Origin of the sequence: Bordetella genomosp. 4, assembly GCF_002261185.1 — a bacterium.
Lineage (GTDB): Bacteria > Pseudomonadota > Gammaproteobacteria > Burkholderiales > Burkholderiaceae_B > Bordetella_A.
Genome location: NZ_NEVQ01000016.1, coordinates 1 through 12,973 on the forward strand (window position 1 = coordinate 1; position 12,973 = coordinate 12,973).

General features: G+C 60.9%; 11 protein-coding genes. 6 read left to right on the forward strand and 5 right to left on the reverse strand.

The genetic code is table 11. From position 1 onward, the window contains the following. Positions 1-263: 263 nt before the first annotated feature. Both CAL20_RS16750 and CAL20_RS16755 read right to left on the reverse strand, forming a co-directional pair. Positions 264-806, reverse strand: coding sequence for a DNA-deoxyinosine glycosylase (locus CAL20_RS16750; protein WP_256981580.1), 543 nt, complete (start codon positions 804-806; stop codon positions 264-266). A 140-nt stretch (positions 807-946) separates the two neighbouring features. Continuing rightward, positions 947-2,803 (reverse strand): phosphoenolpyruvate carboxykinase (GTP), encoded by a 1,857-nt coding sequence (locus CAL20_RS16755; protein WP_094820719.1) that lies wholly within the window; start codon positions 2,801-2,803, stop codon positions 947-949. A gap of 292 nt (positions 2,804-3,095) precedes the next feature. Between CAL20_RS16755 and CAL20_RS16760 the strand changes: the two genes are divergently transcribed. Further along, a complete protein-coding gene (locus CAL20_RS16760; RefSeq protein ID WP_094838448.1) occupies positions 3,096-3,431 on the forward strand; it encodes a thioredoxin family protein in 336 nt (111 codons plus the stop codon). Between the two features lie 35 nt (positions 3,432-3,466). On the opposite strand, the gene CAL20_RS16765 is transcribed toward CAL20_RS16760, so the two are convergent. Next, positions 3,467-4,189 (reverse strand): GNAT family N-acetyltransferase, encoded by a 723-nt coding sequence (locus tag CAL20_RS16765; RefSeq protein WP_094838449.1) that lies wholly within the window; start codon positions 4,187-4,189, stop codon positions 3,467-3,469. Between the two features lie 71 nt (positions 4,190-4,260). Between CAL20_RS16765 and pdxR the strand changes: the two genes are divergently transcribed. Continuing rightward, positions 4,261-5,766, forward strand: a complete 1,506-nt coding sequence (gene pdxR, locus CAL20_RS16770; protein ID WP_094838450.1) for a MocR-like pyridoxine biosynthesis transcription factor PdxR — start codon at positions 4,261-4,263, stop codon at positions 5,764-5,766. A gap of 59 nt (positions 5,767-5,825) precedes the next feature. Here the strand turns inward: pdxR and CAL20_RS16775 are convergent, their stop codons facing one another. Next, positions 5,826-6,122 carry a hypothetical protein gene (locus CAL20_RS16775; RefSeq protein WP_094838451.1) on the reverse strand — a complete coding sequence of 99 codons (297 nt, stop codon included), beginning with the start codon at positions 6,120-6,122 and terminating at the stop codon, positions 5,826-5,828. Positions 6,123-6,338: 216 nt separating this feature from the next. Here CAL20_RS16775 and gorA point away from each other — a divergent pair, with 216 nt between their 5' ends. Next, positions 6,339-7,697: a glutathione-disulfide reductase gene (gene gorA, locus CAL20_RS16780; RefSeq protein ID WP_094838452.1), complete on the forward strand. Its 1,359-nt coding sequence runs from the start codon at positions 6,339-6,341 to the stop codon at positions 7,695-7,697. Positions 7,698-7,760: 63 nt separating this feature from the next. Then, a complete protein-coding gene (locus CAL20_RS16785; protein WP_094820713.1) occupies positions 7,761-8,888 on the forward strand; it encodes a 3-deoxy-7-phosphoheptulonate synthase in 1,128 nt (375 codons plus the stop codon). A 99-nt stretch (positions 8,889-8,987) separates the two neighbouring features. Here CAL20_RS16785 and CAL20_RS16790 read toward each other — a convergent pair whose 3' ends face one another. Continuing rightward, complete coding sequence (locus tag CAL20_RS16790; protein ID WP_094820712.1) at positions 8,988-9,788, reverse strand: IclR family transcriptional regulator; 801 nt, start codon at positions 9,786-9,788, stop codon at positions 8,988-8,990. 184 nt (positions 9,789-9,972) lie between these two features. On the opposite strand from CAL20_RS16790, the gene CAL20_RS16795 reads away from it, so the two are divergent. Next, positions 9,973-10,776: an enoyl-CoA hydratase/isomerase family protein gene (locus tag CAL20_RS16795; RefSeq protein ID WP_094838453.1), complete on the forward strand. Its 804-nt coding sequence runs from the start codon at positions 9,973-9,975 to the stop codon at positions 10,774-10,776. A gap of 3 nt (positions 10,777-10,779) precedes the next feature. Beyond that, entirely contained in the window at positions 10,780-12,864 is a 2,085-nt protein-coding gene (locus CAL20_RS16800; RefSeq protein ID WP_094838454.1) for an acetate--CoA ligase family protein, read from the forward strand. Positions 12,865-12,973 lie beyond the last annotated feature (109 nt).

Here is a 12,973-nt window from a genome sequence, read left to right on the forward strand (position 1 = left end):
GCGGATTACCCATCAGGGACCGTGCAGCGGGTGTTGCACAGCAAGTCCGAATGTACGGGTGCAATCCCTACCGTGGCGTCATCAAGAAGTGAAGGCTTGGCAAACCAGGGGCGTCCATGTACGAAGGAAGGCCCGAAGGGGCCGTACGAGACGAACGAAGCGGTGTCGGACGCGCAGGCGGCCGACCGGCCACGTGAAGCGCCAACACGGTCACTGCCCCGCCTCGACGTCCAATAGCATTCATCCCCCGCCACGCACGAAGCTCACCGCGAAATCGTCAACGCACGCTCCCACACCGCCAACTTTTCTTCCCGCCTCATCGCAGCATGAGCCGGGCTGGTAGACGGCAACTCAACGTATTGCAACTCACACGCGATCGTCAATGCGGGCAACACATAGCGTCGATATAACGCTGCAGCCTTTCCACCGTTGAAACAGACACGCACGATGCCCTGATTCTTCCGGAAAAACGACTCAAAATCGTTCGGCACAATGCTATTGAGATTGATGTTCGCATCCAGGCTGCCAGGGCGCTCGCACGCCTGCAGCACATCCCATAACGCGATCCCCGACGACATCAATGCCTCGCTGCGTGCAGCGTAGCTGGCCTGCGGATCAAAGCCGAAAACCGACGCAGCAATGGGCCAGAACGCATTGCGCGGATGTGCGTAATATTGCTGTTGACGCAGCGACGCGACGCCAGGCATCGAGCCGAGCACGATGATACGTGCGCCCGATGCCATCAATGGAGCGAACCCTTGCACACGAGGGGCAGTCGGCTCAATCCGATCAGAGAAGACTGACACCGTTAAAACCTTCATTCAATACGTAGAAACGCGGCCATCCGACTCCGATAGAGCCCGATGACCGCGTCCTCAGCCTAAGCTTTTAGCGCTGCGTCAGCAGCAAAACACCAAGTCCGGCTAATACCGAAACATGCCCTGCTTCAAGCAGCCAGACGCGTCTCGATCGACGACTTCACACCCGGCAACTCACCAGGCAGTCGCTGCGCCAATTGCTGGAACAAGGTATCGTGCAGCGCCAACTCATCACGCCACGATTTCACATCGACCGAGATGACTTGCTGGAATTGATCCGGGCTGAATTCCAGGCCGGTCCAATCGATGTCCTGATACGTGGGCGATACGCCGAACACTTGCTCGACGCCGTTGGCCGTGCCGTCAATGCGGCCCAACATCCATTTCAATACACGCATGTTGTCGCCAAAGCCCGGCCAGACGAATTTGCCGTCCGGCCCTTTGCGGAACCAGTTGACGCAATAAATGCGAGGCAGCGTGGCGCCCGCATCCTGCAGGCGTTTGCCCAGTTTCAGCCAATGGCCGAAGTAGTCGCTCATGTTGTAGCCGCAGAACGGCAGCATGGCGAACGGATCGCGGCGCACGACACCCTGCTGGCCTGCGGCCGCAGCCGTGGTCTCAGAGCCCATGGTGGCTGCCATGTAGACGCCCTCGACCCAATTACGGGCCTCGGTGACCAGCGGCACGGTGGTGGAGCGACGGCCGCCAAAGATGAACGCGTCGATGACGACCCCTTTGGGGTTTTCCCATTCGGGATCGATGGACGGACATTGCGAAGCCGGCGCAGTAAAGCGCGCATTCGGATGAGCGGCTTTGCGGCCAGTTTCCTTCGCGCTCGCAGGCGTCCAATCCTGACCCTGCCAGTCGATCAAATGCGCGGGCGGCGTATCGGTCATGCCTTCCCACCAGACATCGCCGTCATCGGTCAACGCCACGTTGGTGAAAATGACATTGGCTTTCAACGTGGCCATGGCATTGAAGTTGGTCTTTTCGCTGGTGCCAGGCGCCACGCCAAAATAGCCTGCCTCGGGGTTGATGGCACGCAGGCGGCCTTCGGCGTCCGGTTTGATCCAGGCGATGTCGTCGCCGATAGTGGAGACCTTCCAGCCGTCCATGCCCTCAGGCGGGATCAACATGGCAAAGTTGGTCTTGCCGCACGCCGACGGGAATGCCGCAGCGACGTGATACTTGCGGCCTTTGGGCGAGGTCACGCCCAGGATCAGCATGTGTTCGGCCAGCCAGCCTTGGTCGCGGCCCATGGTCGATGCGATACGCAAGGCAAAGCATTTCTTGCCCAGCAAGGCATTGCCGCCGTAACCCGAGCCAAAGCTCCAGATCTCGCGCGTTTCGGGATAGTGAACGATGTATTTGGTCGGATTGCACGGCCACACCACATCGGCCTGGCCTGCTGCCAGCGGGGCGCCCACGCTGTGCACGCAAGGCACGAATTCGCCGTCGCTGCCCAGCACGTCAAACACGGCGCGGCCCATGCGGGTCATGATGCGCATGTTGACCACAACATAGGGGCTATCAGACAGCTCGACACCGATGTGGGCGATATCCGAGCCCAAAGGACCCATCGAGAACGGCACCACATACATCGTGCGTCCACGCATCGAGCCGTCAAACAAGCCATTCAGCGTGGCGCGCATTTCAGCGGGATCAGCCCAATTATTCGTAGGGCCGGCGTCCTCTGCACGCTGCGAGCAGATAAAGGTGCGGTCTTCGACGCGCGCCACATCGGAGGGATCGGACCAGGCCAGATACGAATTGGGCCGCTTTTCCGGATTCAATCGCCGCAGGGTGCCTGCTTGCACCATCAGCTCGCACAGTCGGTCGTATTCTTCTTGGGAACCATCGCACCAGACCACATTGTCCGGCTTTGTCAGCGCAGCCACACGCGCTACCCACTCGACCAACCCCTTGTGCTTGACGTACTCGGGTACGTTAAGCGAGGCGACTTCTCCGTCGAACGGCTTATTCATCGGGACCATCTCCTTTAATAAAAAAACGATGCGGGCCCCCATGAGGACCCGCATTTCATCTATTTATCTGATTTCGCAATATTACTTGCCCACACGCCCGCCGAACCAATTCGGGGCATCAGGAATGCAACATCGTATGTCTGTTGTATCGTCGACGAGAATAGGATGAACAGATGCACGAATGTCTTGGCGCGGATTCAGAAGTCGTCGAGCGTACTGCATTCCGCGGTATTCGTTTCGCAAAAACAGGGTAAACCCCGATAACATATCGATTTTCAGCCGCCCGTATCCCATGCAACAAATCGAACTCAACGATAGTACTGCCGACCGCTATCTGCTGGATGCCCCCGGCCTGTCACTGCTGGCCTTTCATAGCCGTACCTGCGGCACGTGCCGCGTCGCGCGGGAACAGCTGCCCGAGCTGAATCTGCCGGTCGAGCGCCTGTGCTGGATCGATGCGGGCGATAATGGGGGACTGGTCGAACGCTACGAGGTTTTTCATTTGCCCGCCCTGTTTCTGGTGCGCGACGGCGCCTATTACGGCGCCGTCAATGCCTCGCTGGCGGAATGGGACCTCCGCCAGCAGATCAGCCTGGCGCTGGATAGTTATCCCGCAGAGTTACCGTGACGCTCGGGCTGGCAGTTACGCCGTAGCCTGCGCGGTCACGCCGTCCGCGCCGATTCAATCAAATCCGACAGCCGGCGGCGTTGATGCCCGTCTGTATCGAAATTGTCCGGCGCGAGCCATTGCTCAAAGCCGCTACGCACGGCGGGCCATTCCGAATCGATGATGGAAAACCAGGCCGTATCTCGATTGCGCCCTTTGTAAACCACGGCCTGACGGAAAATCCCCTCGAATTGAAATCCCATACGCAACGCAGCGGCGCGTGACGGCGCGTTCAGGCTGTCGCACTTCCATTCATAGCGGCGATAGCCGAGTTCGTCAAACGCCCGGCGCATCAGCAGATACTGGGCCTCGGTGGCGGCAGGCGTGCGTTTGAGCAAATTCGAGTACGCCACATTGCCCACCTCGATCACGCCATTTGCCGGATCAATGCGCATGGCGGCCAAGGTGCCGACCGCTTGTCCCGTAGCCAAGTCGATAACGGCAAAAAACTGGGGATCCTCAGAGGTTTGCACCGTACGCGCATAGGCCAGATAGCTGGCCTCGTCGGCAAATGGCCCGGCCAGCGTATACGTCCAATCTGCATCGTCAGGCGTCTGACGAAACGCGGCATACAGTTGGGCTCCATGGCGCGCCGCGTCCAGCGGCTCGAGCCGGCAGTAATGTCCCACGATCACCTCATGCGGCGGCCGCGGACGCGCCTTCCAGTTCGGGAGAGGATCGCCCACGGGCTGTTGAGTCAAGGCAGTGGTCGACGGCATACGTAGTTCCTTCTGATGATCGGTGGACAACGGTGTCATGCACAAGCCCACAAGGCTAGCCGAATCGTGGCATGGTAAAAAGATCCAATATCAGCCTATTTGATGGTGCCATGGATATGCCAGCCCCATTACTGGACAGCCCGCTGTCGCCGCCTCGGGATGGCCACACGCTGCAGCGGCAATTGTTGCAACGACTGAAGGCCTCCATTCTGGACGGCCGGTTGCCCGCGGGCAGCCGGCTGCCTGCGTCGCGTGCCTTGGCAGAACAACTCGGCATTTCGCGCAATACTGTGATGCTGGTCTATGGCCAATTGACCGCAGAGGGCTATGTCCAGGCGGATCGTCAGGGAACGCGGGTCGCCTCGCTGCCGGCGGCCCCTGCTGCACGCGTCGTCCTAGCCCCGACGCACGCCCGCGCCGCGCAACGCGTCAGCCGTCTGGCCCCATCGCCCCGCCACATCGAAGCCAGTATGGCGTTGCGCCCGGGAACCCCGGCGCTGAACCATTTTCCACTCAGTGCGTGGCGCCGCACGCTGGACCGTACGCTGCGTGATGTGCCCATCAGCACGCTAGGCTACGGTGAACCCGCAGGCGAGCCAGCACTGCGCGAAGCCATCGCCCGGCATCTGGGCTTATCCCGCGGCGTGCGTTGCAAGGCGGAACAGATCCTGATTACCGAAGGCGCTCAGGAGGCGTTGAGCCTGTGCGTACGGCTGCTGAGCAATCCAGGCGATATCGCCTGGATGGAGGACCCAGGGTATCGAGGGGTCAAAGCAGCGCTCCAGGCAGGAGACCTGCAAGTGATACCGGTGCGTGTCGACGCCGAGGGCCTCGCCGCGCCTGCCACACTTTGGCAAACCCATACGCCACGCATGATCTACACCTCGCCCTCGCATCAATATCCGACGGGCGCGGTGCTAAGCGCCGGTCGCCGCCTGGACCTGCTGGAACGGGCGCGCCGGACCAACGCCTGGATCATCGAGGACGATTACGACAGCGAATTCCGGCACCAGGGTGATCCTATCCCCGCCATGCAAGGGCTAGCCGATAACGCGCCCGTGGTCTACATCGGCACATTCAGCAAGACCATGTTTCCCGCCTTGCGCATCGGATTTCTAGTATTGCCGGAGGCGCTGACGGGCTCGCTACACACTGCCGTGCACGAATTGCTGCGCGGCGGCCATCGACATGAACAGCTCGCCTTGGCGGACTTCATGGAAAGCGGTCAGTTTGCTCGCCACCTGGGTCGCATGCGGCGTCTCTATCGCGAGCGGCAATCCGCCCTGCGATCGGCCCTGGCGCGCCACCTGCCCGTCTCGCACGAGGTGTTAGGCGGACAAGGCGGCCTGCATTTGACCGTGAAGCTGCCGCCTGAAATTCAGGACCGGCCACTGGCCGCCGCAGCGCGGCAGGCAGGCATGGCGCCCACTGCCCTGTCGGCCTTTGCCCTGCAGCCGACCACCGAGGACAACGGCCTGGTGCTGGGCTATGGCAACACCTCAGCGGATCTGTTTGAGCCGCTCATCAAGCGGCTCGCCAAGCTGATCGCGCAAACCACTGCGCGGCGCCCGGCATAGAGAGGAAAGCCCACCCTACCGATAGAACCGAGGCTGCCGGAAGCAGCCACCCTGCCCTGTTAACTGATCAGGCCGGACAACAACAGCATGGCCAATAGCAGCCAGAACAATCCCGACACAATGGAGCGCCCCATAAAGGCCTTGACCGCGGACCACAGCAAGACCAGGCCCAGGAGCAGGAGCGCGAAATGAAATATCGACGAGCTCATGCCCAACGCGCCGGCCAAGCCTGTGAAAAAATCCCCAATCGCCGAGCCCAAGCCGCTAAAGACATAGCGGATGCCCGACACAATGGCGCGGATCACTTCGCCCAATACGGCGCCCACCGAGCCAAAAAAACTAGTTTCAGTCTGCATGCATTCCCATCACGGAATCACCCCAAACACCGCCCGATACGGCGGCACCACCGTCAGAATGTATCCCATCTGCAAGGCCTGTGCTGAAGGCGCCACCGGCCAGGCCGCAGCATACCCGCCGCATGGCGGTTTAAGATTAGCGGTTTAATACTGTTCTTTTCAGAAATTATGTGGGCGGCTGCGTCCCACCATGCAGACTCGTAACAAGGATTCGTGATGGCTTTCGATTTCGACTTATACGTCATAGGCGCAGGTTCAGGCGGCGTGCGGGCCGCGCGCTTTGCCGCGGGATTCGGCGCTCGTGTAGCCATTGCGGAAAGCCGCTATCTGGGCGGCACCTGCGTAAACGTGGGATGCGTGCCCAAGAAACTGCTGGTGTACGGCGCGCATTTTCACGAGGATTTCGAGCAAGCCTCGGGATTTGGCTGGACCCTGGGGACCCCGGGTTTTGACTGGGCGACCCTGATCGCCAACAAAAACCGCGAAATCGAACGTCTCAATGGCATTTATCGCAACCTGCTGGTCAATAGCGGCGTAACGCTGCACGAGGGCCATGCCCGGCTGGTCGATCCTCACACAGTGGAAATCAACGGCCAGCGCCACACGGCCGAGCATATCCTGGTGGCCACAGGCGGCTGGCCACAAGTCCCTGATATTCCGGGTAAAGAACACGCCATTACCTCGAACGAGGCCTTTTTCCTGCCTGAACTGCCGCGCCGCGTCGTGGTCGTGGGCGGGGGCTATATCGCGGTGGAATTCGCCTCGATTTTCAACGGCCTGGGTGCACAAACCACGCAGCTGTATCGGCGCGACCTGTTTCTGCGCGGCTTTGACGGCAGCGTACGCGAGCACCTGCGCGACGAGTTGATCAAAAAAGGCCTGGATTTACGCTTTAACGCGGATATCGCCCGCATCGACAAACGCGATGACGGCACACTGAACGTCACCCTGAAAAGCGGCGAAATCATCGAGACCGATTGCGTGTTCTACGCCACCGGCCGCCGCCCCATGCTGGACAATCTGGGGTTGGAAAACACCGGCGTGACACTCAACGAAGACGGCTTTATCGCGGTTGACGACGAATATCGCAGCAGCGAACCTTCGATCCTGGCCATCGGCGACGTGATCGGCCGCGTACCGCTGACCCCGGTGGCCCTGGCCGAGGGAATGGCAGTAGCCCGCCGTTTATTCAAACCCGAGGAATATCGCAAAGTCGATTACGACCTGATTCCGACGGCCGTATTCAGCCTGCCCAATATCGGTACCGTGGGCCTGACGACCGAGGTAGCGATCGAGGCCGGCCACCGCATCAAGCGTTTCGAAAGCCGGTTCCGCCCGATGAAGCTCACACTGACCGGCATCCAGGAAAAAACCTTGATGAAACTGGTGGTCGACGCCGATACCGACCGTGTTTTGGGCTGCCACATGGTCGGCCCCGACGCGGGCGAAATCGTGCAAGGCCTGGCCGTCGCGCTGAAAGCGGGCGCGACCAAACAGGTCTTTGACGAGACCATCGGCATTCATCCGACGGCCGCCGAGGAATTCGTCACGCTGCGCACGCCCGTCCAAGATTGAGCGCAATGCGATAATTGCTCAGCCCCACCATCAAAGCATGCTCTGGCTGTTCCCTTCCCTACCATGACCCGTATCGACGATTCCTTACATGACCGTGAAGTCGGCCAAGCCGACTCCACCCAAGACACGACTCGCATTGATGACGTTCGCATCGGTGCAGTACGTCCCCTGATTTCCCCGGCGCTGCTGCAGGACGAGCTGCCGATTCCCGCCGCGACCCTGGCCCTGGTCGAAAACGCCCGCAGGCAGATTGCCGACGTGCTGCATGGCCGCGACGACCGTCTGGTCGTGGTGGTAGGCCCCTGTTCCATCCACGACCATGATCAGGCAATCGAATACGCGCGCCAGCTAAAAAGCGCCGCGCAATCACTGAGCAAAGATCTGCTGATCGTCATGCGCGTGTACTTTGAAAAGCCGCGCACCACCGTCGGCTGGAAGGGCTACATCAACGACCCGCGCCTCGATGGCAGTTTCCGTATCAACGAGGGTCTTCGCCGCGCGCGCGAGCTGCTGCTGGAAATCAGCGAACTGGGCTTGCCCATCGCCACCGAATTCCTGGACCTGCTCAGCCCGCAATACATTGCCGATCTGGTGGCCTGGGGCGCAATCGGCGCACGCACCACGGAAAGCCCCAGCCATCGTCAGTTGGCGTCCGGCCTGAGCTGCCCGTTGGGCTTTAAGAACGGCACCGACGGTGGTATGCAGGTCGCCGCCGATGCGATCGTTGCTGCACGCGCCAAACATGCCTTTATGGGCATGACCAAAATGGGTATGGCCGCGATTTTCGAGACACGGGGCAATGACGATACCCACGTGATCCTGCGTGGCGGCAAACAAGGTCCCAACTACGACGCAGCCAGCGTCGATGCCAGCTGCGCCGCCCTGAAAGCCGCAGGCCAACGCGAACAAGTCATGATCGACTGTTCACATGCCAACTCCAACAAATCGCACGAGCGTCAGGTCGACGTGGCGCGCGATATCGGTACGCAGCTCGCCAACGGCGATTCGCGCATCATTGGCGTCATGATCGAAAGCCATCTGGAGGCTGGCCGCCAGGACCTGAAACCCGGCGTGCCGTTGCGTCATGGCGTGTCGATCACCGACGCCTGCCTGGGCTGGACACAAACCGAGCCGGTGCTGGCCGATCTGGCTGACGCTGTACGCAAACGGCGTGCGCGCAAGGCAGCTTGATCAACGTCATTGCGCCCGGTTTGTGCTTGTGGTCCACACCGCAATAGCGCAGCGGCGTTGACACAGTAGCAGTTGCCATTGCAGCCGCCGCCGCACTGCTCACCCGTCGGCAGTGAGCAATGCGGCTGTCGCCTTCTCGCGGAGTTCCAGCAACGGGCCACCCAGCTGCTTCTGCGTCTCTGACATACTGGCCGTGGTCCTGACGCTGACATTCAATACATAAACGGGGCGGTCCGGCAGCACGAGCGGCGTTGCCATTGCCACGACCTCCGGCTGCCATGAAGCGGCGCAATAGCCTTTGGTATCGACGCTGAGCTTGGCGGCGTCGATTTCCTCAAGCAGGCGGCGCGAGTCAGTACTGCGCCGTTGGCGAAACTGCTCCAGCAACGCCTGCCGCTGCGCATCATCCACGACTGCCAGATAGGCTCTGCCCAGCGAGGTGAGCTCCATCGGCACACGCTGCCCCGCGACGACACTGCGCAATGCCACCTTGCGGTTAAACCGAAAGGATTCCAGATAGACCATCTCGTCGCGATCCGCGGTTGCCAACCCCACATTGATCCGCATTTTCTCGGCCATGGCACGCATTAACGGCGCGACCGCATTCAACACCGGCGAGCCTGCACGCATCGCGTGGGCCAGACTCAACACCGGCGTGGCCAAACGGTAAGTCCGCCTCACGCGATCATGCTCCAGCAGCCCGCATTCAACCAGCGTCTGCGTCAGACGGCTGACCGTGGCGCGCGAAAGTTGAGTCCTTTCTGCAATCTCCCCATTGCCGAGTTGATCCGCGCCTGGGCGAAACGCGCGCAGGATCTCAACCCCACGCACCAACGAACGGTTCAACACAGGGTCTTCGTGATGCTGGCGGCGCACGGCCTGGGGAGAAGAATCGGACATGATGTAGCGAAATGAGAGCGACGCAGCAGCTTAGCACCATTTCCACCCAATGGAATTTCGGGGATACATATTCCGGCTTGGACACCTAAACTACCCAGCACAAGGCAACCAGTGTTTTGACGCAAAACGCATCAAGAAAAGCCACATTGCCAACGACTGAGCCGACTCAAGGAAAACTCGCGACATGACCACGGATTTGATCGAACTGACCGTTACCGACGGCATTGCCACACTGCTGCTCAACCGCCCTGAGAAACGCAATGCCATGAGCGACGATATGCGCAGCGCATTCATCGCGGCGCTGGAACGCATCAGTGCCGACAAAGCGATCCGCGCATTGGTGCTCAGCGGCAACGGAAAGGGATTCTGCGCCGGCGGCGATGTAGCGGGGATGGAACGGCGTATGAACGCCCCCGCAGGGGAAATCGCCTTCAACGGCTGGCATCGCCAGCAGCGCGTGCACTATACGCAATCATTGCTGCACACCATGCCCAAGCCGACCATTGCTGCCGTCAATGGCGCTGCGTCGGGCCTGGGCGCAGACACCGCACTGGCCTGCGATTTCATCATCGCCAGCGATGCCGCGAGCTTTACCTGGTCGTATATCAATCGCGGCATCGTCCCTGACGGTGGCGGCATGTATTTCCTGCCGCGCCGAGTGGGCTTGTCCAAGGCAAAAGAGCTGATTTTCACCGGCCGAAAAGTCGAATGCGACGAAGCCCTGCAGTTAGGTATCGTGGATCGCACCACCAGCGCAGCACAGTTGTTGGCCGATGCGCAGGCCTGGGCTGCCGAGCTGAGCCGAGGCTCCGCGACCGCATTGGCTCTGGGCAAGACTATTCTCAACCAAAGCTTCGAAATGTCGGCTGAGCAAGTGTTCGCACAAGGCAGCCAGGCCCAAGGCATCTGCTACACGAGCACTGAGCACCGTGAATCGGTCATGGCCTTCCTGGCCAAGGCCGCCGAAAAGCGCACCAGCAAAGAGTAACGCATGAGCCCCATTTCCCGCCTCCTCAATCCACGCAGCGTAGCCGTCATCGGCGCCTCCGCCGATAGCAGAAAGACCGCTGGCCGCCCTGTCGCCTATCTGCGCAAACACGGCTTTACCGGCCATATTTATCCTGTCAATCCTCGAGTCGACAATATCGACGGCCTGCCCTGCTATCCCGACATCGCATCGCTGCCGTCGGTCCCCGATGTCGGCATCGTACTGTTGGGCGCCGAACGCGCGCACTTGGCCGTACGAGAGCTCGCACAGCTCGGTACAGCGGCAGCGATCGTCCTGGCCAGCGGCTACACCGAAGTCGGTGCAGAAGGCGCGCGCCGGCAAGCCGAGCTCATCGAGGCCGCAGGCAGCATGCGCATCCTCGGACCTAACACAATTGGGCTGGTCAATCTGACCGACAACATCGTGCTGTCGGCCAGCGGTGCGCTGGAGATGGACCATTTTCCCGCTGGCTCCATCGGCGTGGTCTCGCAAAGCGGCGGCATCCTGGGTGCACTGCTATCCCGCGCGGCCTCTCGCGGAATCGGCTTGTCCAAGCTCATCTCGACCAGCAATGAGGTGGATCTGGATTTGGCCGATTTTATTGACTACCTGACTGGCGACGAGGCCACCAAAGTCATCGCGCTGTATGTCGAAAGTGTGCGCAATCCGGAAAAATTCCGCGCTGCAGCCCTGAAGGCTGCACGCGCCGGCAAGCCGGTCGTCGCCTTCAAGATCGGCCGCTCGGAAGCCGGCGCAAAAGCGGCGGTGTCCCACACGGGCGCGCTGGCTGGCGCCGATCGCATGTACGACGCGTTGTTCAAACAGGTCGGCGTTATTCGTGCACAGACTTTTAGCGACTTGCTGGATATTCCTGCTGCGCTGGCCACAAACCGCGTGCTGCGCGGCAATCGCGTCGCGATACTGACCTCGACCGGTGGCGCCGGCACACTGGTATCCGACAGCCTGGGCGTATCGGGTTTTGAGACGCCCGCCCCGGATGCCGATACCGCTGCGCAATTGCGCGCGCTACAGACGGGCGATCACGCCGCGCTGGATCGCAATCCCATCGATGTCACCCTGGCCGGCCTGCAACCAGATCTGTTACGTGGCGCTATCCGAACGCTGCTGGCAAGTCCCAGCTATGACGCGCTCGCCATCATTGTGGGGTCTTCGGGCCTCGCCATGCCGGAGCTGATGGCTGGCGCCATCCAGGACTGCCTACCCGAAAGCGACAAGCCCGTGATCGCCTTCGTCAGCCCTCACGCCCCAAATGTCGGCGCCCTTCTCACGCAACGGGGCGTCCCAGCCTTCGCCATCCCAGAGGCGTGTTCCGTCGCGCTGTCCGGCATGCTGCAGCACGCGCAGTGGAGGGAGCCGACACATTCGGCTCCTGCCGCGCCGATTGACGTAGCAGATCTGCCTGCAGGCTCGCTGGACGAATCGCAAGCCAAGCAATTGTTCGCGCGCTTTGGCGTGCCCTGCGCGCAAGAAACCGTGGTGACAACGCCCACCGACGCAGAACAAGCTGCGCGTGCCTTTAATTCGCGTGTCGCGCTAAAAATCCTCTCTAGTGAAATTACGCACAAGAGCGACGTCGGCGGCGTCGCCGTCAACCTCACTGCCGAGCAGATCGGTGATCGACTGAAGGCAATGAAGGACGAAGTACAAAGCAAGACCGGCATCGAGCCTCAGCGCTTTCTTGTACAAGAAATGGTCGCCGGCGGCACGGAGCTGATTCTCGGCACGCATCGTGATCCGCTCGGCACGGCCATACTGCTCGGCATGGGCGGCGTCACCGCCGAACTGTTCAAGGACACCACGATGCGCCTGCTGCCATCGAGCAATGAAGGCCTCAGCCGCGAAGATGCCCTCGACATGGTGCGCGAATTAAAGACCTGGCCCCTGCTCGATGGTTTTCGCGGCCGGCCCAAGGCCGATCTCGACGCGCTGGCGAACGCCATCGTTGCGTTCTCGCAAATGGCCGCACAATTGGGCGACCGCTTGATCGAGGCCGAAATCAATCCCCTGTTCGTTCTGCCTGCAGCTCAAGGCGTACGTGCCGCGGACGGTATTGCCGTGCTTGCCTGAGCACCGAGAGACGGAGAAACGAGACCAGCTTGCGTTCCGCCACCTGAAATTCCATACAATGGAAATTTCAGGTGCAATGACAGCCTTCTGATCCTGACACACCCGGCGA

Excerpts from the sequence above, each read along its gene's own strand:
- CAL20_RS16755 (WP_094820719.1), bottom strand. The coding sequence starts at position 2,803 with ATGAATAAGCCGTTCGACGGAGAAGTCGCCTCGCTTAACGTACCCGAG.
- CAL20_RS16760 (WP_094838448.1), top strand. The coding sequence starts at position 3,096 with ATGCAACAAATCGAACTCAACGATAGTACTGCCGACCGCTATCTGCTG.
- CAL20_RS16765 (WP_094838449.1), bottom strand. The coding sequence starts at position 4,189 with ATGCCGTCGACCACTGCCTTGACTCAACAGCCCGTGGGCGATCCTCTC.
- pdxR (WP_094838450.1), top strand. The coding sequence starts at position 4,261 with ATGGTAAAAAGATCCAATATCAGCCTATTTGATGGTGCCATGGATATG.
- CAL20_RS16775 (WP_094838451.1), bottom strand. The coding sequence starts at position 6,122 with ATGCAGACTGAAACTAGTTTTTTTGGCTCGGTGGGCGCCGTATTGGGC.
- gorA (WP_094838452.1), top strand. The coding sequence starts at position 6,339 with ATGGCTTTCGATTTCGACTTATACGTCATAGGCGCAGGTTCAGGCGGC.
- CAL20_RS16785 (WP_094820713.1), top strand. The coding sequence starts at position 7,761 with ATGACCCGTATCGACGATTCCTTACATGACCGTGAAGTCGGCCAAGCC.
- CAL20_RS16790 (WP_094820712.1), bottom strand. The coding sequence starts at position 9,788 with ATGTCCGATTCTTCTCCCCAGGCCGTGCGCCGCCAGCATCACGAAGAC.
- CAL20_RS16795 (WP_094838453.1), top strand. The coding sequence starts at position 9,973 with ATGACCACGGATTTGATCGAACTGACCGTTACCGACGGCATTGCCACA.
- CAL20_RS16800 (WP_094838454.1), top strand. The coding sequence starts at position 10,780 with ATGAGCCCCATTTCCCGCCTCCTCAATCCACGCAGCGTAGCCGTCATC.